This window comes from Streptomyces nidicola, assembly GCF_050106155.1.
Taxonomy (GTDB): Bacteria; Actinomycetota; Actinomycetes; order Streptomycetales; family Streptomycetaceae; genus Streptomyces.
The window spans coordinates 7,180,751-7,201,427 of the sequence record NZ_JBNBPI010000001.1 but is presented as its reverse complement, the minus strand read 5'-3'; the positions used below and the strand labels follow the sequence as shown (position 1 = coordinate 7,201,427).

Here is a 20,677-nt window from a genome sequence, read left to right as displayed (position 1 = left end):
GGCTTGACGGGGGACGCCGACCACGCGGGTTGTGCGATGTCTACGAAGGGCGGGCCATGGCCTTGACGAAGGCGCGTTCCACGTCGGCCGCGGAGAGGACTCCGTAGATGGCGCCGTTCTCCTCGACCACGAGGTATTCGGTGGCGGGGGTCTCGCGGAGGGTGTCGAGGAGTTCTTCGCCGGCGAGTTCGGCGGAGACGCGCATGCCGTCGGTGAGGTCCTGGGCGAGGCCGCTGACGGGGACCCAGGGGCGTCGGTGTTCGGGGATGCCGACGATGGCCGCCTCGCGGACGAGGGAGTGGGGGTCGCCGTCGGCGTCGACGACGACGAGGGCGCGGGCGCCCGCCTCGTTGGCCCGGCGCAGGGCTTCGGAGAGCGGGGTCTCGCCCTCGACGGGGACGGCGCGGCGGGTGAGGGTGCGGGCGCGCAGGTCCGGGAGGTGTTCGCGCAGCCGTGCCATGCGCAGGCTGTTGCCGGCGCCGGTCCAGATGATCGCGGCGAGGATGGCGGCGAGCAGCGCGTCCATGAGGGTGTCCATGCCGCCGGACTCCTCGGCGCCTTCGCCGAGGGCGCCGGACTGGGTGAGCAGCGGCAGGCCGATGAGGACGGTGACGGCGAGGGCGCGGCCGACCCAGGCGGCGGCGATGGTGCCGCTCATGGGCTTGCCGGTGAGCTTCCAGACGATGGCGCGGAGCATCCGGCCGCCGTCGAGGGGCAGTCCCGGCAGGAGGTTGAACGCGGCGACGATCAGGTTGGAGATCATCAGGCCCGCGAGGAGCACGCCGGGGACGGTGCCGGGTTCGACGGCGCGCATCGCCGCGTAGAAGACGCCGGAGAGGACGAGGGAGAGCAGGGGGCCCACGAAGGCGAGCATGAATTCGCGGCCGGGGGTCTCGGACTCCTTCTCGATCTCGGAGACGCCGCCGAAGAACTGCAGCTGGATGCGGCGCACCGGGAGCTTGTAGCGCAGCGCGACGACGGTGTGGGCGAGTTCGTGGATGAGTACGGAGGCGTAGAAGGCGACGGCGAAGAAGAGGGAGACGAGGTAGCGGGCGGCGCCGAGTTCGGGCAGTACGCGGTCGAGTTGGCCGCCGAACACCCAGGTGATCAGCGCGGCCACGAGGAACCAGCTGGGGGCGACGTACACGGGGACGCCGAAGGGGCGGCCCATGAGGAGTCCGCCGCGTGGTTCGGGGCGCTTGGTGGGGCCCTTGATGGCGCCCTTGCGCTTGCCGGAGGTGGCGGCGGCGCGCTCGGGGTGGCGGTCGTAGGGGTGCGCGGGCGGCGTGCCCTGCGGTTGGGGCGTGGAGTCCGCGGCCGGGGTGGGGTCGGCCTGCGGGGTGCCCGGAGACTGTGAGGTGTCCGGGGACTGCTGGGTGCCGGGGGTCTGCGAGGTGTCCGGGGACTGCTGGGTGCCGGGGGTCTGCGAGGTGTCAGGAGTCCGCGCAGTGTCAGAGGTCTGCTGCGGCGCCGTGCCGTCCGGTTCCGCGTCGGCCGGCTGCTGCGCTGTTGCGTTCGACGGCTGCTCGGTGGTCGCGTCCCGCGGCTCCGTGCCGGTTCCGCGCTCCCCCTGGTCCTGCGGCGTTTCGGGTTCTCCCGGTTCCTGGGCCCCACGGGTTGCGCGGGCTTCGGTCGCGTCCGGCTCGACCGCGGCCGGAGGTCGGGGCGACGTCGCCTCCCCGGTGCCGGACTGCGGCTGGCCGCTCTCGTCCACGGTGATCCCTCGGTCCCCTCGTTCGAAGCGTTTCCCGCCGCCCGGCGGGACGTTCTGGCGTCGATGGTATGCGGACAGTGTCGGCGGGCCCCCGTCGACTCCCCCGCGCCACGCTACGCAAGACGCGGCCAGTGTGCAGGTGCCTGACTGTCAGTGCGGGCCCGTATCGTCGTACGGCATGGAGACCAGCACGGATCAGGCCCCCGCACGGCCCGCGGCCGCCCCGCCGGGGTCGCTCTCGCCGTCGCGCGCGAGCGATTTCATGCAGTGCCCGCTGCTGTACCGGTTCCGGGTGATCGACAAGCTGCCGGAGAAGCCGAGCGAGGCGGCGACGCGGGGCACGCTGGTCCATGCCGTCCTGGAGCGGCTCTTCGACGCGCCCGCGGAGGAGCGGACGGCGCCGCGGGCCGCGGCGCTGATCCCCGGCCAGTGGGAGCGCCTTCGGGAGTCGAAGCCGGAGCTGGCCGAGCTGTTCGCCGATGCCGGTGAGGGCGAGGAGGCCGCGGGCGAGCGGATGGCGCGCTGGCTCGGCGACGTGGAGCGCCTCGTGGAGCGGTGGTTCACGCTGGAGGATCCGACGCGGCTGGAGCCCGTGGAGCGGGAGCTGTTCGTGCAGGCCGAGCTGGAGTCGGGCCTGAAGCTGCGCGGGATCATCGACCGGGTGGACGTGGCGCCGACGGGCGAGGTGCGCATCGTCGACTACAAGACGGGCAAGGCGCCGCGCCCCCAGTACGCGGAGGGCGCGCTGTTCCAGATGAAGTTCTACGCACTGGTGGTGTGGCGCCTGAAGGGGGTCGTGCCGCGCCGCCTTCAGCTGGTGTATCTGGGCAGTGGGGACGTGGTGACGTACGACCCGGTGCCCGCGGATCTGGAGCGGGTGGAGCGCAAGCTGCTCGCGTTGTGGGAGGCGATCCAGCAGGCGACGGAGACGGGCGAGTGGCGGCCGCGGCCGACGAAGTTGTGCGGCTGGTGCGACCACCAGGCGGTGTGCCCGGAGTTCGGCGGCACTCCCCCGCCGTACCCGCTGCAGATCGTCTCGGCGCCCCGGGCCGGGGTGGAGGACCTCCCGCAGGCATAGCAGGGCAGAATGGGCCGCCGGGTCTATCGAAGGATCAAAGGAGAGTTTCGTGGCCATCCGCGTCCTACTGGTCGACGACCAGCCGCTGCTGCGTACGGGCTTTCGCATGATCCTGGAGGCCGAGCAGGACATCGCGGTGGTCGGCGAGGCCGGGGACGGTCTGCAGGCGCTCGACCAGGTGCGTGCCCTGCAGCCCGATGTGGTCCTGATGGACATCCGGATGCCGCGGATGGACGGTGTGGAGGCGACCCGGCAGATCTCGGGCCCCGGCAAGGACGGTCCGGCGAAGGTTCTGGTGCTGACCACGTTCGATCTCGACGAGTACGTGGTGGAGGCGTTGAAGGCGGGCGCGAGCGGCTTCCTGCTGAAGGACGCGCCCGCGGGCGAGCTGGTGCAGGCGATCCGGGTGGTGGCGGCCGGCGAGGCGATGCTGGCGCCGAGCATCACGCGCCGGCTGCTTGACAAGTACGCGGACCATCTCCCGTCCGGGGACGAGCCGGTCCCGGACACGCTGCACACGCTCACGGAGCGGGAGGTGGAGGTGTTGAAGCTGGTCGCGCGAGGCCTGTCGAACGCCGAGATCGCCGCCGACCTGTTCGTGAGCGAGACGACGGTGAAGACGCACGTCGGCCATGTGCTGACGAAGCTGGGCCTGCGCGACCGGGTGCAGGCGGCGGTGTACGCGTACGAGAGCGGTCTGGTCCGCCCGGGCGCGCAGTAGGCGGTAACGGCGAAGGCGGCGGTCACCAGCTCGGTGGCCGCCGCCTTCGTGTGCGTACGGGGCTCAGCCCTTGCTGATCTCCCAGAACCGGAAGACGGTCGAGGCGTCGAGGCAGTTCTCCAGGCCGTACACGTCGGACTTGGCGACGGCGTACTGCTTGGCCTGCCAGACCGGCAGGATGGGCAGCTCGTCGGCGACGATGTTCTGAAGCTGCTCGTAGCGCGGGGCCGCCGCGGAGCGGTCGCTCTGGGCGCCGGTCTCCGGGATGATCCGGTCGCTGATGGTGCTGTTGTCGTAGCGGTTGTCGAGGACGTTGCCCTTGCCGAAGAACGGCTGGGTGAAGTTGTCCGGGTCCGGGTAGTCGGGCACCCAGCCCTTGACGTAGACGCCGTACTTGCCGGACTTGATGTCCCGCTCGTACTGGGCGAATTCGACGGACTTCACGTCGGCGTCGAACAGGCCGCTCGCGTTGAGCTGCTTGGCGATGGTCTTCAACTCGGCGTCGGTGGCGGGGCCGTAGCGCGCGGGCGTGGACCAGAGCGTGAGCTTGACCTTGCCGCTGATGCCGTCGGCGCGCAGCGCGGCCGCCGCCCTGCTCTTCGAGGGGTGGGCCCCGTACTTGTCGAAGAAGGCCGTGTTGTGGCCGGTGATGCCCGCCGGAATGATCGAGTACAGCGACGTGGCGGTCTGGTCGTACACGTCGTCGATGAGGGCGTCGCGGTCGATGAGGTAGGCCATCGCCTTGCGGACGCCGATCTTCCCGGCGACCGGGTCGTCCATGTTGAAGACGAGGTGCTGGACCTCGGCGCTCGTGCCCTCGATGACGTCCAGGTTCTTGCTGCCGGAGTTCTGGATGTCGGCGACGTCCTTGGCGGCGAGGCCGCGGTAGGCGAGGTCGAGCTTCCCGGCGGTCAGGGACTTCTTCAGGCCCGCCTGGTCACCGTGGAAGAACTTCATGGTGACGCCCTGGTTCTTGACCTTGGCGGTGCCCTCGTACTTGGCGTTGACCGAGAAGTCGGCCTGCTTCTTGCCGAAGGAGTCGAGCTTGTAGGGGCCCGAGCCGACGGCCTTGCCGTCGTTACGCAGCTTGTCCGCGGGGTACGCCGTGTGGTCGACGATCGAGCCGGCGCCCGAGGCGATCTTGCTGGGGAAGGTCGCGTCGGCGGACTTGAGCTTGAAGGTGACGGTCCTGGCGTCCGGGGTCTCGACCTTGTCCAGCATCGGGAACATGATCGCGGGGCCGGCCTCGTCGTTGATCCGCATCATGCGGTCGAAGGAGAACTTGACGTCCTTCGACGTGAGCGCGTGACCGTTGCTGAACTTCAGCCCCGAGCGCAGCGTGCACGTGTAGACCTTGGTCGCGCTGTCGCTGAAGTGGCACTCCTTGGCGGCTTCCGGCTGCGGCTCGGTGCCTCCGTTGGGGAAGCTGAGCAGCGACTGGAAGACGTTGTTGAACAGCAGCCACGAACCGGGGTCGTAGCCGGAGGCCGGGTCGGTGGCCTGGATGTCGTCGGACATTCCCATGACCACGGCGTTGCCGTCGTCGCCGGAGTCGCTCTCGTCAGAGCCACAGCCGGTCAGGAGTGCCGCGGCGAGTCCCGCGCCGAGGGGCATGACCAGCCACTGGTTGCGCATTCTCACGTACGTGCCTTGTCGTCGGTCGAGCGGACGGGCTGGGGCCGGCCCGCGAGTGGACCGGCCCCGGGTGGGCTCAGCCGCTGACGCCGCGGCCGAGCTCCCACAGCTGAAGGATCGAGGAGGCGGACAGCGCCCACTCCACCCCGGTGATGTCGTCGCGGGCGGCGACGTACTGCTTGCCCTGCCACAGCGGGAGGACGGGCACGTCGTCGGCGACGAGGTTCTGGATCTGCTGGATGGGCTTGGAGGCGGTGAGCCGGTCGGCCTCGCGGCGCTCGGCCGGGATCAGGTCACCGCGGATGCTGCTGTTGGTGTACGGGGACGCCAGGAAGTTGTCCTTGTCGAGGAACGGCGCGAGGAAGTTGTCGGCGTCCGGGAAGTCGGGGAACCAGCCGAGGCCGTAGACGTCGTACTTCCCCTTGAGCTGGGCGTCGCGGTAGGTGTCCCAGACGTCGCCCTTGATGTCGACGTGGAACAGGCCGCTGGCGTTCAGCTGCTTCTGAAGGACCTCGAACTCCTTCTTCGTGGCGGGCCCGTAGTGGTCGCTCGTGTAGTGCAGCGTGAGCTTGACCGGGGTGCTGATGCCGGCCTGCTGGAGGATCGCCGCGGCCTTGGACTTGCTCGGGTTGCCGTACTTGTTGAAGAACGAGTTCTGGTGGCCGGTGATGCCGCTGGGCACGAGCGAGTACAGCGGCTCGGCGCCGTTGCCGTACACGTCGGAGGCGATCTCGCCGCGGTCCACGAGCTGCGCCATGGCCTGCCGGACGGCCTTGTCGCGGACGGTGCTCGCCTTGGTGTCGAAGCCGAGGTAGCGGATCTCCATGCCGGGCATCTCGACCAGGTTGACGTTCTTCGGCGCGCTGTCCGAATACTTCTTGATCTGCTCCGGCGACATGGTGCGCGTCATCACGTCGATGTCGCCCTTCTCCAGCGCCTTGCCCATGGCGTCGGCGCTGGTGAAGGAGTCCAGCTCCACCTTGTCGTTCTTCGGCTTCAACTGACCCTTGTAGTTGGGGTTCTTGGTGAAGACGGTCTTGACGACGGCGTCGTTCTTGACGGTGGCCTTCAGGGTGTACGGGCCGGAGCCGTTCACCTTGAACCCGTTCCGCAGCTTGTTCTTCGGGTACTCGTCGGGGTCGACGATGCCGGCGGAGGGTGTGGCCAGCTTGTACGGGAACGTGGCGTCCGGGGACTTGAGGTGGAAGATGACCTCGCGGTCGCCCTGCGTCTCGATGGTGTCGATCGAGGAGAGCAGACCGAAGGAGCCGCTGTCGCTCTTGATGTTCCTGACGCGGTCGATGGAGTACTTCACGTCGGCCGCGGTGATCGGCTTGCCGTCGGCGAACTTGAGGTCCTTGCGCAGCTTGCAGGCGTAGCGCTCGCTGCCGCTGTCGGAGAATATGCAGCTCTGTGCGGCCTCGGGCACGGGCTCGCCGCTGCCGCTGCGCGGCATCGCCATGAGCGTCTGCACGGTCTGGCGCAGTACGTTCCAGGATCCGGTGTCGTAGGCGTACGCCGGGTCGAACGGCGCGGGGACCTTCCCGGAGGCGATGAACCGGTCCGTGGTGCCCACCTTGATCGCATCGCCGCCCGCGTCCCCGCTGTCGGACCCGCCGCACGCGGCGAGCACGGGGGCCAGCAGACCGATGATGGCCGGCAGCACCAAAGTCTTGCGGTTCATGCTCGAAGTTCTCCAGAGCTGTTGAACCCGCCGGCCCGGCGTCAGGGGTGGGACGCGTGGGCGACGGGAGGGTACGGCGATGTTCTCGCGACGACATTAATGGGCGTGCCGCCGCGGTTCGCGGGCGCGGGACCGGACCTTTCATCACGCTGTGGAATCAGGCGTGGACGCACCGAAAACACCTCAGGAGGAAGGTTCGTCGCATGGGGTGGCCAATCGGGACACAAGGGCACCCCTCGCCGCACGGAACGCGGTCGCGCAGCATGCACCCGGCAGGCTGTCGACCCCCGGACGAGTGGGAAAGGTCACACCCGTAACGAGCCTGTCGTACGCACCGATTCAGCCACCCCGCGGACTTCAGGACGTCATGAGTCCCTGCAGGAAAGGCACGTTGACGTGTTCCAGGGAGCGGACGACGGTGCGCCGAGGCGCGGGCTCGATCGGCGACACGGACGGCACGGCGACGACCTGACAGCCCGCCGCCTCGGCCGAGGTGACGCCGGTGGCGGTGTCCTCGATGACGGCGCAGCGGGCGGGGTCGGCGCCGAGGCCGCTGGCTGCGAGGAGGTAAGGGTCGGGGTGCGGCTTGGTCCGTGAGACCTCGTCACCGGCGACGGTGAGGCGGAAGTTGGCCGGTCCGAGCGAGTCCAGGACGCGGTCGATGATGCGCCGGTGGGAGGCGGAGACGAGGGCCGCGGGCACGTCGTGCGCGGCGAGTTCGGCGAGGAGTCTCGCGGCCCCCGGCATCAGCGGCAGGGAGCTGCTGATGCGCTTCTCGAAGCCGTCGTTGAGCAGCACGGTCAGCTCGGGCAGGGTGATGTCCGCACCGGTGGCCTCGATGAGGAAGCCGGCGCTGCGGGTCATGGGCCCGCCGACGACGACATGGCGCCAGGCCTCGTTCAGGGTGTGGCCGAGTTCGGCGAAGACGGCCACCTCGGCGTCCCACCAGAATCCCTCGGTGTCGACGAGTGTTCCGTCCATGTCGAGGAGCACGGCCTGAAGCGTGGAGCCTTCGGCCGTTCGGGTACCGAGTGCGGGGACCGTACTGGTCATCCGTACACCTCCATGAGGGACGAAGAGGCCGGTTGCCCCTTTCGAACCGCAAGGGGCAACCGGCCTGCGCTGGACCGACCAGTGTACGACTGGTTCTGATTACCGCGCGTTGAAGTACTTCGCCTCAGGGTGGTGGATGACGATCGCGTCGGTGGACTGCTCGGGGTGGAGCTGGAACTCCTCGCTGAGCTGGACGCCGATCCGCTCCGGCTCCAGGAGGTCGGCGATCTTCGCGCGGTCCTCCAGGTTCGGGCAGGCGCCGTAGCCGAGGGAGAAGCGGGCGCCCCGGTACTTCAGGGCGAACATGTCCTCCATCTCGGCCGGGTCCTCGCCTGCGAAGCCCAGCTCGGCCCGGGTCCTCGCGTGCCAGTACTCGGCGAGGGCCTCCGCCAACTGCACGGACAGGCCGTGCAGTTCGAGGTAGTCGCGGTAGGAGTCGGACGCGAACAGCTTGGCCGTCTCCTCGCCGATCCGCGAGCCGACGGTGACGACCTGGAGGCCGACCACGTCCGTCTCGCCGGACTCCTCCGGGCGGAAGAAGTCCGCGAGGCACAGGCGGCGGCCGCGGCGCTGGCGCGGGAAGGTGAACCGGGTCCGCTCGTTGCCCGCGTCGTCCAGGATGATCAGGTCGTCGCCCTTGGACACGCACGGGAAGTAGCCGTGCACGACGGCCGCTTCGAGCATGTTGTCCGTGTGCAGCTTGTCGAGCCAGCCGCGCAGGCGCGGCCTGCCCTCGGTCTCCACGAGCTCCTCGTACGAGGGTCCGTCGCCGGTGCGCGCCTGGCGCAGGCCCCACTGGCCCTTGAAGAGGGCGCCCTCGTCGAGCCAGGACGCGTACTCCTTGAGCTGGATGCCCTTGATGACGCGGGTTCCCCAGAACGGCGGCTCGGGGACCCGGTTGTCGACGGCGACGTCGGAGCGCACGGGGCCCTCGTCGGGCGTCTCCTCGACCACCACGTCGCGCTTCGGGACGCGGCGCTGCTTCAGCTCCGGCAGGGTCGCGCCGGGCACGCCGCGCTTGACCGCGATGAGCGCGTCCATCAGGCGCAGGCCCTCGAACGCGTCGCGGGCGTAGCGGACTTCGCCCTCGTAGATCTCGTGCAGGTCCTGCTCGACGTACGCGCGGGTGAGGGCGGCGCCGCCGAGGATCACCGGGAAGTCGGCGGCCAGCTTGCGCTGGTTGAGCTCCTCCAGGTTCTCCTTCATGATCACGGTCGACTTGACCAGGAGGCCCGACATGCCGATGACGTCGGCCCGGTGCTCGGCGGCCGCGTCGAGGATCGCGGAGACGGGCTGCTTGATGCCCAGGTTCACCACGTTGTAGCCGTTGTTGGTGAGGATGATGTCGACGAGGTTCTTGCCGATGTCGTGGACGTCGCCGCGGACGGTGGCGAGGACGATGGTGCCCTTGCCCTCCTCGCCCTCGGCCTTCTCCATGTGCGGCTCCAGGTAGGCCACCGCGTTCTTCATGACCTCGGCGGACTGGAGCACGAACGGCAGCTGCATCTGGCCGGATCCGAACAGTTCACCGACGACCTTCATGCCCTCCAGGAGCGTGTCGTTGACGATGTCCAGGGCGGGCCGGGTCTCGAGAGCGGCGTCGAGGTCGGCCTCCAGGCCGTTCTTCTCGCCGTCGATGATGCGCCGCTGGAGACGCTCGTCCAGCGGCAGGGCCGCCAGCTCCTCGGCCTTGCCGGCCTTCAGCGACTTCGCGGTGGCGCCCTCGAACAGCGCCATCAGCTTCTGCAGCGGGTCGTAGCCCTCGGCGCGCCGGTCGTAGATCAGGTCGAGCGCGGTCTGCACCTGCTCCTCGTCGAACCGGGCGATCGGCAGGATCTTGGAGGCGTGCACGATCGCCGAGTCCAGGCCCGCCTTCACGCACTCGTCGAGGAAGACCGAGTTGAGGACGATACGGGCGGCCGGGTTGAGGCCGAACGAGATGTTCGACAGGCCCAGCGTCGTCTGTACGTCCGGGTGGCGGCGCTTGAGTTCACGGATCGCCTCGATGGTGGCGATGCCGTCCTTGCGGGACTCCTCCTGACCGGTGCAGATCGTGAACGTCAGGCAGTCGATGAGGATGTCGGACTCGAGGATGCCCCAGTTGCCGGTGAGGTCGTCGATCAGCCGTTCGGCGATCTGGACCTTGTGCTCGGGGGTGCGGGCCTGGCCCTCCTCGTCGATGGTCAGCGCGATCAGCGCGGCGCCGTGCTCCTGGGCCAGCTTGGTGACCTTCGCGAAGCGGGACTCGGGGCCGTCCCCGTCCTCGTAGTTCACGGAGTTGATGACCGCGCGGCCGCCGAGCTTCTCCAACCCGGCCCGGATCACCGGGACTTCGGTGGAGTCCAGCACGATCGGCAGCGTCGAGGCGGTGGCGAAGCGTCCGGCCAGCTCCTGCATGTCGGCGACGCCGTCGCGGCCCACGTAGTCGACGCACAGGTCGAGCATGTGCGCGCCCTCGCGGATCTGGTCGCGGGCCATCTCCACGCAGTCGTCCCAGCGGGCCTCCAGCATGGCCTCGCGGAACTTCTTCGAGCCGTTGGCGTTGGTGCGCTCACCGATCGCCATGTACGCGGTGTCCTGGCGGAACGGCACCGTCTGGTAGAGCGAGGCGGCGCCCGGCTCGGGCTGCGGGGAACGGGGCGTCGGCTCGGTGCCGCGGACACGCTCGACGACCTGGCGCAGGTGCTCGGGCGTCGAGCCGCAGCAGCCGCCGATCAGCTGGAGGCCGAAGTCGCGGACGAACGTCTCGTGGGCGTCGGCCATCTCCGGCGGCGTCAGCGGGAAGTGCGCGCCGTCGCTGGTGAGGACGGGCAGGCCGGCGTTGGGCATGCACATCAGCGGCGTCTTCGAGTGGCGGGCGAGATAGCGCAGGTGCTCGCTCATCTCGGCGGGGCCGGTGGAGCAGTTGAGGCCGATGAGGTCGATGCCGAGCGGCTCCAGGGCGGTGAGCGCGGCGCCGATCTCCGAGCCGAGCAGCATCACGCCGGTCGTCTCGAAGGCGAGCGAGCACACCAGCGGGACCGAGACACCGAGCGCGTCCATCGCCCGGCGGGCGCCGATGAGGCTGGACTTGGTCTGCAGCAGGTCCTGCGTGGTCTCGACGATCAGCGCGTCGGCGCCGCCCGCGAGCAGGCCCTCGGCGTTCTGCTGGTAGCCGTCGCGGATCGTGGCGTAGTCGATGTGGCCGAGCGAGGGCAGCTTGGTGCCGGGGCCGATGGAGCCGAGCACCCAGCGCTGCCGGCCGTCCTTGGCGGCGAACTCGTCGGCGACCTCGCGGGCGAGGCGGGCGCCGGACTCGGACAGCTCGTGGATGCGGTGGGCGATGTCGTACTCGGTGGCGGCCGTGTGGTTCGCGCCGAAGGTGTTCGTCTCGACGCAGTCCACGCCGACGGCGTAGTACTCCTCGTGCACGGAGCGCACGATGTCGGGCCGGGTCAGGTTGAGGATCTCGTTGCAGCCCTCGAGGTTCTCGAAGTCCTCGAGGGTCGGGTCCTGCGCCTGCAGCATGGTGCCCATCGCTCCGTCGGCCACCACGACGCGGGTGGCGAGGGCTTCTCGGAGGGCGTCCACACGGGCGCGGGGATCGGATGCGGGCGTTGGCAACGAGGCCATGAAAGTTCTCCCAGAGGTGCGACGGCTGTCGGCTTTGCGGCTCCACTCCCTGAAGGCGCACCCGGTCAGGGTAACGGGGACGATGGTCCCGTCGTGGTGACGTCCACAAGCCGGAACGCCGTCCGCGTGTCGTGGCCGGAAGCATCCGGTGGAAATATTGGCGCACGCCGCGCTCGCCCGAGGTCGGCAACGACCGATACTGTTCAGCATTGCCGAACGTTGCTTGGCGACTCCAGCCAGCAACCTGTCAGCGACCTGCAAGCGGGACGAACCGAGGGAGGAAGGGACTGCGATGGCACGCAACATCCAGTCGCTCGAACGGGCCGCGGCCATGCTCCGGTTGCTCGCGGGCGGCGAGCGGCGGCTCGGCCTCTCGGACATCGCCGCCGCGCTCGGCCTCGCCAAGGGCACGGCCCACGGCATCCTGCGCACCCTGCAGGCCGAGGGCTTCGTGGAGCAGGACTCCGCCTCGGGGCGCTATCAGCTGGGCGCCGAACTGCTGCGCCTGGGCAACAGCTATCTGGACGTGCACGAGCTGCGGGCGCGCGCCCTGGTGTGGACGGACGATCTGGCCCGCTCCAGCGGCGAGGCGGTCTACCTCGGCGTGCTGCACCAGCAGGGCGTGCTGATCGTGCACCACGTCTTCCGGCCCGACGACAGCCGGCAGGTCCTGGAGGTGGGCGCGATGCACCCGCTGCACTCCACGGCCCTGGGCAAGGTGCTCTCCGCGTACGACCCGGTGGCGCACAGCGAGGCCCTGGAGGCCGAGCGCAAGGACTTCACGGCGCGCACGGTGTGCGATTCCGCCGACCTGGAGGCGGTGTTCGATCTCACCCGTGCGCGCGGGTACGCCGCCGACATCGAGGAGACCTGGGAGGGCGTGGCCTCGGTCGCGGCCCCGATCCACGACCGGCACCGGATGCCGGTGGGCGCGGTGGGCATCACCGGTGCGGTGGAGCGCGTCTGCAAGGACCCCGAGGCCGATGGCGGCGCCGGGTCGGGCGGGCTGCGTCCCGAACTGATCGCGGCCGTACGCGACTGCGCCCGCGCCGTCTCCCGCGATCTGGGCGCCAGCCGCTTCTGAGGTTCCGGGGCGGGCCGAGCGGGGCTCAAGGTGCAGGCCGCACCGATCCGAGTGACCATCGTTGAACGCCCTACCGGCCGGTCGCCCCACAACGGCGGGCCGATAACCGCAGGCGATCAATAACGATCGCGCAATCGATAAAAGATCCCTTGACGAGCCGGGAACCGCAGAGCGAGACTCGCGTCCATCGGTCGGCATTGTCGAACACCTACCGGCAATACGCGTTAGAGTGTGAACAGGCCAGACCGGACCCGACCCTCGCCTGAGGGCTCGGACCACCGGAAAGGGACCCGGGAGGTTCGTTACTCGGGTTTTCCCCTGGACGAAGGACAAAGGAGTCGCGGGTGTCCAGCCACGACATCTTCCTCGGCGAGACCATCGGTACCGCCATCTTGGTTCTGCTGGGCGGTGGCGTGTGCGCCGCCGTCACTTTCAAGCGCTCGAAGGCCTTCGAGGCCGGCTGGGTCGCCATCGCGTTCGGCTGGGGCTTCGCGGTTCTCACCGGTGCCTACATGGTGGGCGGCGTCTCCGGCGCCCACCTCAACCCCGCCGTCACTGTCGGCCTCGCCATCGAGGGCGGCACCAAGTGGAGCGACGTACCGCTCTACCTGGTCTCCCAGCTCTTCGGCGCCATGATCGGCGCGGTGCTGGTCTGGCTCGCCTACTACGGGCAGTTCCACGCCCACCTCACCGACCGCGAGGTTCTCGCCGCGCACAACGGCACGGACGGCGACGAGGGCATGGTCGACCCGAAGGCCGCCCCCGAGGCCGGGCCCGTGCTCGGCGTGTTCTCCACCGGTCCGGAGATCCGGAACCTGGCGCAGAACCTCATGACGGAGATCATCGCCACGGTCGTGCTCGTCCTGGCGATCCTCACGCAGGGCCTCAACGACGACGGCAACGGCCTGGGTGTCCTCGGCGCCCTCATCACCGCGCTCGTCGTGGTGAGCATCGGTCTCTCCCTCGGTGGTCCGACCGGCTACGCCATCAACCCCGTCCGTGACCTCGGCCCGCGCATCGTGCACGCGCTCCTCCCGCTGCCCAACAAGGGTGGCTCGGACTGGTCGTACGCCTGGGTGCCGGTGGTCGGCCCGCTCATCGGCGGTGCCCTCGCCGGCTTCATCTACAAGCTGTTCTGAGCGACGCCGCCGAGACCGACCACCCCACGCACCACGAGGAGCACACCGTGACCGACGCACACACCACCGGCCCCTTCATCGCGGCGATCGACCAGGGCACCACGTCCAGCCGCTGCATCGTGTTCGACAAGGACGGCCGGATCGTCTCCGTCGACCAGAAGGAGCACGAGCAGATCTTCCCGAAGCCGGGCTGGGTCGAGCACGACGCGAACGAGATCTGGGCGAACGTCCAGGAGGTCGTCGCCGGAGCCGTCACCAAGGCCGGCATCACCCGCGACGACATCAAGGCCATCGGCATCACCAACCAGCGCGAGACGACGCTGCTCTGGGACAAGAACACCGGTGAGCCCGTCCACAACGCCATCGTCTGGCAGGACACCCGCACCGACGCCCTGTGCAAGGAGCTCGGGCGCAACGTCGGCCAGGACCGCTTCCGCCGCGAGACCGGCCTGCCGCTCGCGTCGTACTTCGCCGGTCCGAAGGCCCGCTGGCTGCTCGACAACGTCGAGGGCCTGCGCGAGCGCGCCGAGCGCGGCGACATCCTCTTCGGCACCATGGACACCTGGGTCATCTGGAACCTGACGGGTGGTGTCAACGGCGGCAAGCACTACACCGACGTCACCAACGCCTCCCGCACGATGCTGATGAACCTGCACGAGATGCAGTGGGACGAGCGCATCTGCTCCTCCATCGGCGTCCCGATGTCGATGCTCCCGGAGATCCACTCCTCCGCCGAGGTCTACGGCGAGGTCACCGGCGGCAAGCTGGGCGACCTGCTCGGCGGCATCCCGGTCGCCTCGGCGCTCGGCGACCAGCAGGCGGCCCTGTTCGGCCAGACCTGTTTCGCCGAGGGCGAGGCCAAGTCCACGTACGGCACCGGCACCTTCATGCTGATGAACACCGCGGACAAGGCCATCAACTCGTACTCCGGCCTTCTGACCACGGTCGGCTACCAGATCGGCGACCAGAAGCCGGTCTACGCGCTCGAGGGCTCGATCGCCGTCACGGGCTCCCTGGTGCAGTGGATGCGCGACCAGATGGGCCTGATCAAGTCGGCCGCCGAGATCGAGACCCTGGCGTCCTCGGTCGAGGACAACGGTGGCGCGTACTTCGTGCCCGCCTTCTCCGGCCTGTTCGCCCCGTACTGGCGCTCCGACGCGCGCGGTGTCATCGCGGGTCTGACCCGCTATGTCACCAAGGCGCACCTCGCGCGCGCCGTCCTCGAGGCCACCGCCTGGCAGACCCGCGAGATCACCGACGCCATGACGAAGGACTCCGGCGTCGAGCTGACCGCGCTCAAGGTCGACGGCGGCATGACCTCCAACAACCTGCTGATGCAGACCCTCTCGGACTTCCTGGACGCGCCGGTGGTGCGCCCAATGGTCGCCGAGACGACCTGCCTCGGCGCCGCTTACGCCGCCGGTCTCGCCGTCGGCTTCTGGTCCAACACCGACGAGCTCCGCGCCAACTGGCGCCGGGCCGCCGAGTGGACCCCCCGCATGGACGCGGCCACCCGCGACCGTGAGTACAAGAGCTGGCTCAAGGCCGTGGAGCGGTCCATGGGCTGGCTCGAAGACAGCTCTGTCGAGGAGTAACACCCCACCATGAGTACCCAGTCCACCCTGCAGACCGTGCCTGCCCTCGGAACGCACCCGGTCGCCGGTTCCAACCCGAGCCGCGCCGAGACCCGCGAGCAGCTTTCCAAGGCGACGTACGACCTCCTGGTCATCGGCGGCGGCATCCTGGGCATCTCCACTGCCTGGCATGCGGCGCAGTCCGGTCTCAGGGTGGCCCTGGTCGACGCCGGCGACTTCGCCGGCGCCACATCCTCCGCGTCTTCCAAGCTGCTCCACGGCGGTCTGCGCTACCTGCAGACCGGTGCGGTCAAGCTGGTCGCGGAGAACCACTTCGAGCGGCGTGCGGTGTCCCGCAATGTGGCCCCGCACCTCGCCAACCCCCTGACCTTCTACCTGCCCGTCTACAAGGGCGGCCCGCACGGCGCGGCCAAGCTGGGCGCGGGTGTCTTCGCGTACTCCGCGCTGTCCGCGTTCGGGGACGGTGTGGGGCACCTGCTGAGCCCGTCGAAGGCGCAGCAGGACGTTCCCGAGCTGCGTACGGAGAACCTGAAGGCCGTTGCCGTGTACGGCGACGACCAGATGAACGACGCGCGGATGGCGCTGATGACGGTCCGCGCGGCCGTCGACGCCGGCGCCGTGGTCCTGAACCACTCCGAGGTCACCGGGCTGCGCTTCACGAACGGCCGGGTCACCGGCGCCGAGCTCAAGGACCGCACGAGCGGTGACGAGTTCGGGGTCAACGCCCGTCTGGTGCTGAACGCGACGGGCCCCTGGGTCGACCACCTGCGCAAGATGGAGGACCCGAACTCGGCGCCGTCCATCCGCCTGTCCAAGGGTGCGCACCTGGTCCTCAAGCGGACCTCGCCGTGGAAGGCCGCGCTCGCGACGCCCATCGACAAGTACCGCATCACCTTCGCCCTCCCCTGGGAGGACATGCTGCTGCTCGGTACGACCGACGAGGAGTACGAGGGTGACCCGGCGGATGTCTCGGTCACCGAGAAGGACGTCGACCAGATCCTCGACGAGGCCGCCTTCTCGGTGCGCGACCAGCAGCTGAAGCGGGACCTGATCACGTACTCCTTCGCCGGCCTGCGCGTGCTGCCGGGCGGTCCCGGCGACACGTCGAAGGCCAAGCGCGAGACGGTCGTCACCGAGGGCAAGGGCGGCATGCTGTCCGTCGCGGGCGGCAAGTGGACGACGTTCCGGCACATCGGACGCACGGTCATGCAGAAGCTGGAGGCGCTGCCGGGCCACCCGCTCGGTGACGACTTCGAGCGGATCAGCGACCTGCCGAAGAAGCTGCCGCTGCCGGGTGTCGCCAACCCGCGCGCCGTCGCGCACCGGCTCCTCGTGGACAGCCCGGCGCCGGGTCCGCGGATGGGGGCCGACACCGCCAAGCACCTGGCGACGCACTACGGTTCGCTGTCCTTCGACATCGCGCGGCTCGCCAACGAGAACCCGGAGCTGGCGGAGCGGGTGCACCCGGACGCGCCGGAGATCTGGGCGCAGGTCGTGTACGCGCGTGACCACGAGTGGGCCGAGACGCAGGACGATGTGCTGCGCCGTCGTACGACGCTGACGATTCGTGGGCTGGCCACGGACGACGTGCGGTCCAAGGTGCAGGATCTGCTCGACAAGAAGTAGTCCCGGCCGGACGGACGGGGCGGCTCCCACGGGGGGTGCCGCCCCTTTCGCCTGTACGGTGCCGGGGTTGCGGACGCGGGGCTCTGCCCCGGACCCCGCGCCTCAATCGCCGGCGGGGCTTGAAGGGTCGTCCGCGTCGAGGATCGAGTGCTCCAACTTGCCGAGGAGGCGGGCGAGTTGGCGGCGTTCGGCTGGGGTGATGGCGGCGAGCATGCGTTCCTCGTTGGCGAGGTGGTCCGTGAAGACCTCGTCGACCTTGGCGAGGCCCTCGTCGGTGAGGCGGGAGTAGACGACGCGGCGGTCCTCGGCGTCCCGCTCGCGCACTATCAGGCCGTCCTTCTCCAGGCGGTCCATCCGCAGGGTGACCCCGGCGGACGAGACGAGACCCGAGTCGGCGAGCTGCCCGGCGGTGAGCCGGTAGGGCTTGCCTGCCCGGCGCAGCGCGGTCAGCACGTCGAAGCCGGCGACGGACAGGCCGTGCTGCTCGATCGAGGCGTTGAGCTTGGTGTTGTAGCGCAGGAACGAGCGGTGCAGCCGGGCCAGCACCTCCAGCGGTCCTGTGTCGAGCTCGGGCCGCTCACGCGCCCAGTCCGCCACGATCTGTGTCACGGCGTCGTGCCGCTTCGCCTTCCGCTCGGCCATCCCCGTCCCCTCGCACGTCTCACGGGCGGGCGCCAATTGTTACGCCCCTGAAAATTCTACCCCTGAAGCGATCACGGTAGGGGCGGACGGCGCCCCGGCCGTCAGCGGGCCGCGCGGCGGCGCCTGCCGATCACGCCGACCAGTATCACCGCCGCGAGTGCGGCTGCGGCCGGAACGGCGGCCTTCTTCAGGAGTACGGGGAGGGCGGCTGCGCCGAGGTCGACGGCCTCCGGTTCGGCGGGGGTCGCCGGAGCGGCGGACTCCACCTGCGGGCCGGACATCAACTCCGCGAGCCGGTCGGCGAATTGGCCGACGATGCGGTCGCCGACCTCGGTCATGATGCCGCGCCCGAACTGGGCCGGCCTGCCGGTGATGTCGAGGTCGGTGCGGACCCGGACGCGGGTGCCGGCGGGGTCGGCGACGAGTTCGGCGGTGACGGCCGCGGAGGCGGTGCCCGCGCCGCGGGTCTCGCTGCCGCTGAGGTCGAGCCGCATGGTGCGGGCGGCATCGTCGCGGGTCACGGCGCCCTCGCCCCGGTAACTCATCTGCACCGCGCCGACCTTGACCTTCACGCGGCCGGTGAAGGTGTCCCCGTCGAGGGTGTCGAGGACGGCGCCGGGCATACAGGGGGCCACGCGGCCGAGGTCATGGAAGAGCTTCCAGGCGTCGTCGGGCGCGGCCGGGACGGTGAAGGTGTGGTCGAGTTGCATGGCGGGGTTCTTTCTTCAGGTCGTGGGTCAGTGGGTGGCGGCGGGGGCGGCGCGCAGCAGGTCGCGGATGCGGCTGGGTGAGAGCGGGCCCCGGCGGACGACGACGCCGAAGGGGCGCAGCGCGTCCTCGACGGCGTTCGCGAGGACGGCCTGCGGGGCGATGGCGCCGCCCTCGCCGAGGCCCTTCACCCCGAGGTCGTTCATGGGGCTCGGCGAGTGGATCTCGTCCATGTCGAGGTCGGGGATCTCGGAGGAGGTGGGGACGAGGTAGTCCATGTATGTGCCGGTGCGGGGCTGGCCGTCGGGGCCGTAGATCATCTCCTCGTACAGGGCGCCGCCGATGCCCTGGGCGATGCCTCCGGTGACCTGGCCCTCGGCGATCAGCGGGTTGACGATGACGCCCGCGTCGTGGACGACGACGTACTGGAGGATCTCCAACTCGCCGGTGTGTTGGTCGACTTCGACGACCGCGGCGTGCGCTCCGCTGGCGACGGCGAAGCCGGGCGGCCGGAAGTGGACGGTCTCGCTGAGTTCCGTGCCGTGCCGGCCGTCGGTCGGTTCGGGGGTGCCGGGGAGCGGGGCGCGGCCCGCGAGTTCGGCGAGGGTGAGGGTGGGTCCGCCGGGCGTCTTGGTGGTGAACAGGCCGTCGGTGAGGGTGAGTTCGGCGAGCGGGACGTCGAGTCGGCGGGCGGCGAGGTCGAGGGCCTTCTCGCGTACGAGTTTCCCCGCCCGGTGGGTCGCGTTGCCCGCGTTGACGAGGGCGCGGCTGGCGATGGTGCCGACGCCGAAGGGGGTCGCGGAGGTGTCTCCGCCCACCACGTCGATGATGTCGAGCGGGACGCCGAGTGCGTCTGCGGCGATCTGCGCCATGGAGGTGCGGTGGCCCTGCCCCTGCGAGGGCGCACCGATGGCGAGTTTGACGCGGCCGCTGGGGGCGATGTCGATGCGCGCCGTCTCGAAGGGGCCGAGCCCGGTGGCCTCGATGTACATGGCGTAGCCGACGCCGATGTGCTTGCCGTCGCGCGGTTCGGCCGTGGGTACGGAGACCTTCGCGCGGGCGCGGCGCAACAGCTCCGGGAAGTCGCCGGAGTCGTACGACTGGGGGTTGCCGGAGCGGTCGACGAGGCCGGTCGTGTACGGCATGTCGTCGGGACCGATCAGGTTGCGGGCCCGCAACTCGGTGGGGTCGAGCCCGAGTTGTGCGGCGAGCCGGTCCATGGCCCGCTCCATCGCGAACACCGTCTCGGGGCGTCCCGCGCCCCGGTAGGGCGTGGCGAAGGCGGTGTTGGTGAGGACACCGAGGACGTCGATGTCGACGTTCGGGATCCGGTAGGGGCCGAGGAGGTGGCACAGCGAGTTGTACGGGACGACCAGGCCGGTCATGTTGTACGCGCCGAAGTTGACGGTGATGCGGTCGCGTACGGCGAGGAGGCGGCCGTCGGCGTCGGCGGCGAGTTCGATGCGGTGGATCTGCTCGCGGGCGTGCGAGGCGGCGGTGAGGTTCTCGTTCCGGTCCTCGCGCCAGACGACGGGGCGGCGCAACGTGACTGCCGCGTAAGGGATCAGCATTTCCTCTACGTAGAGGATGCCCTTCTGGCCGAAGCCGCCGCCGACGTCGGTGGCGATGACGCGGACGGATTCGGCGTCGAGGCCGAGGGTGGTGGCGATGGACTCGCGGACGCGGTGCGGGGTCTGGGTGCTGGACCAGACGGTGAGGTCACCGCTGTAGGGGTCGACGCGGGCGGCGACGGCGCGGGTCTCGATGGGCGAGGCGACGTAGCGGTGGGCCCGGAACTCCTCGCTGATGACGGTGTGCGCGGCGGTGAACGCGGCGTCGGGGTCGCCCACTTGGGCCGCGACGGCCACCGCCGTGTTGTCCGGCAGGTCCTCGTGGAGCAGCGGGGCACCGTCCGCGAGGGCGCGGTCCGGGTCGACGAGGACGGGCAGCGGCGCGTAGCGGACGTCGACGCGTTCGAGGGCGTCCTCGGCGAGGTAGCGGCTGTCGGCGAAGACGATGGCGACGGGCTCGCCGACGTAGCGGACCTTGTCGGTGGCGAGCAGCGGCATCGGGGTCACGGCGACGCGTGGGTCGAGGAGTTCGGCGAGTCGGGGCGGGGTGCGCAGTTCCTCCTTGTTCAGGAGCGGCGCGAGGTGGGCGACGTCGGCGCCGGTCCACACGGCGAGGACGCCCGGGGCATCGAGCGCGGCGGTCACGTCGACCGACTCGATGCGGGCGTGGGCGTGCGGGCTGCGCAGGACGGCGGCCTCGGCGGCGCCGGGCAGCTCGATGTCGTCGACGTAGCGGCCGTTGCCGCGCAGCAGGCGGTCGTCCTCGACGCGGGGCACGGGGCGGCCGATCCAGGGGGCGGGCGTGGTGGACATGC

At 70.0% G+C, this 20,677-nt stretch carries 14 protein-coding genes; 6 read left to right on the top strand and 8 right to left on the bottom strand.

Annotated features, from left to right (window positions below; translation table 11 throughout):
* Positions 1–40: 40 nt before the first annotated feature.
* A complete protein-coding gene (locus tag ACOKM3_RS32525; protein WP_426904827.1) occupies positions 41–1,714 on the bottom strand; it encodes a site-2 protease family protein in 1,674 nt (557 codons plus the stop codon).
* 178 nt (positions 1,715–1,892) lie between these two features.
* Between ACOKM3_RS32525 and ACOKM3_RS32520 the strand changes: the two genes are divergently transcribed.
* Both ACOKM3_RS32520 and ACOKM3_RS32515 read left to right on the top strand, forming a co-directional pair.
* Positions 1,893–2,792 (top strand): RecB family exonuclease, encoded by a 900-nt coding sequence (locus ACOKM3_RS32520; RefSeq protein ID WP_426904826.1) that lies wholly within the window; start codon positions 1,893–1,895, stop codon positions 2,790–2,792.
* A gap of 49 nt (positions 2,793–2,841) precedes the next feature.
* Positions 2,842–3,513, top strand: a complete 672-nt coding sequence (locus ACOKM3_RS32515; protein ID WP_266721484.1) for a response regulator — start codon at positions 2,842–2,844, stop codon at positions 3,511–3,513.
* A 63-nt stretch (positions 3,514–3,576) separates the two neighbouring features.
* On the opposite strand, the gene ACOKM3_RS32510 is transcribed toward ACOKM3_RS32515, so the two are convergent.
* From ACOKM3_RS32510 to metH, 4 genes are all read right to left on the bottom strand, one after another.
* On the bottom strand, positions 3,577–5,154 hold the full coding sequence (locus ACOKM3_RS32510) for an ABC transporter substrate-binding protein (RefSeq protein WP_426904825.1): 1,578 nt from the start codon (positions 5,152–5,154) through the stop codon (positions 3,577–3,579).
* Positions 5,155–5,224: 70 nt separating this feature from the next.
* A complete protein-coding gene (locus ACOKM3_RS32505; protein WP_426904824.1) occupies positions 5,225–6,832 on the bottom strand; it encodes an ABC transporter substrate-binding protein in 1,608 nt (535 codons plus the stop codon).
* A 357-nt stretch (positions 6,833–7,189) separates the two neighbouring features.
* Complete coding sequence (locus ACOKM3_RS32500; protein WP_426904823.1) at positions 7,190–7,885, bottom strand: HAD family hydrolase; 696 nt, start codon at positions 7,883–7,885, stop codon at positions 7,190–7,192.
* Between the two features lie 99 nt (positions 7,886–7,984).
* On the bottom strand, positions 7,985–11,497 hold the full coding sequence (metH, locus tag ACOKM3_RS32495; protein WP_426904822.1) for a methionine synthase: 3,513 nt from the start codon (positions 11,495–11,497) through the stop codon (positions 7,985–7,987).
* Positions 11,498–11,789: 292 nt separating this feature from the next.
* On the opposite strand from metH, the gene ACOKM3_RS32490 reads away from it, so the two are divergent.
* The 4 genes from ACOKM3_RS32490 (at position 11,790) to ACOKM3_RS32475 (ending at position 16,941) form a co-directional block, all read left to right on the top strand.
* Complete coding sequence (locus ACOKM3_RS32490; protein ID WP_426904821.1) at positions 11,790–12,581, top strand: IclR family transcriptional regulator; 792 nt, start codon at positions 11,790–11,792, stop codon at positions 12,579–12,581.
* Between the two features lie 344 nt (positions 12,582–12,925).
* On the top strand, positions 12,926–13,720 hold the full coding sequence (locus ACOKM3_RS32485) for an MIP/aquaporin family protein (protein ID WP_426904820.1): 795 nt from the start codon (positions 12,926–12,928) through the stop codon (positions 13,718–13,720).
* A gap of 47 nt (positions 13,721–13,767) precedes the next feature.
* Entirely contained in the window at positions 13,768–15,315 is a 1,548-nt protein-coding gene (gene glpK, locus ACOKM3_RS32480; protein ID WP_426904819.1) for a glycerol kinase GlpK, read from the top strand.
* A 9-nt stretch (positions 15,316–15,324) separates the two neighbouring features.
* Positions 15,325–16,941, top strand: a complete 1,617-nt coding sequence (locus ACOKM3_RS32475; protein WP_426904818.1) for a glycerol-3-phosphate dehydrogenase/oxidase — start codon at positions 15,325–15,327, stop codon at positions 16,939–16,941.
* A gap of 102 nt (positions 16,942–17,043) precedes the next feature.
* On the opposite strand, the gene ACOKM3_RS32470 is transcribed toward ACOKM3_RS32475, so the two are convergent.
* The 3 genes from ACOKM3_RS32470 to ACOKM3_RS32460 form a co-directional block, all read right to left on the bottom strand.
* Entirely contained in the window at positions 17,044–17,583 is a 540-nt protein-coding gene (locus ACOKM3_RS32470; RefSeq protein WP_426904817.1) for a MarR family winged helix-turn-helix transcriptional regulator, read from the bottom strand.
* Between the two features lie 101 nt (positions 17,584–17,684).
* Positions 17,685–18,293: an SRPBCC family protein gene (locus tag ACOKM3_RS32465; protein ID WP_426904816.1), complete on the bottom strand. Its 609-nt coding sequence runs from the start codon at positions 18,291–18,293 to the stop codon at positions 17,685–17,687.
* A 27-nt stretch (positions 18,294–18,320) separates the two neighbouring features.
* A complete protein-coding gene (locus tag ACOKM3_RS32460) occupies positions 18,321–20,675 on the bottom strand; it encodes a xanthine dehydrogenase family protein molybdopterin-binding subunit (RefSeq protein ID WP_426904815.1) in 2,355 nt (784 codons plus the stop codon).
* Positions 20,676–20,677 lie beyond the last annotated feature (2 nt).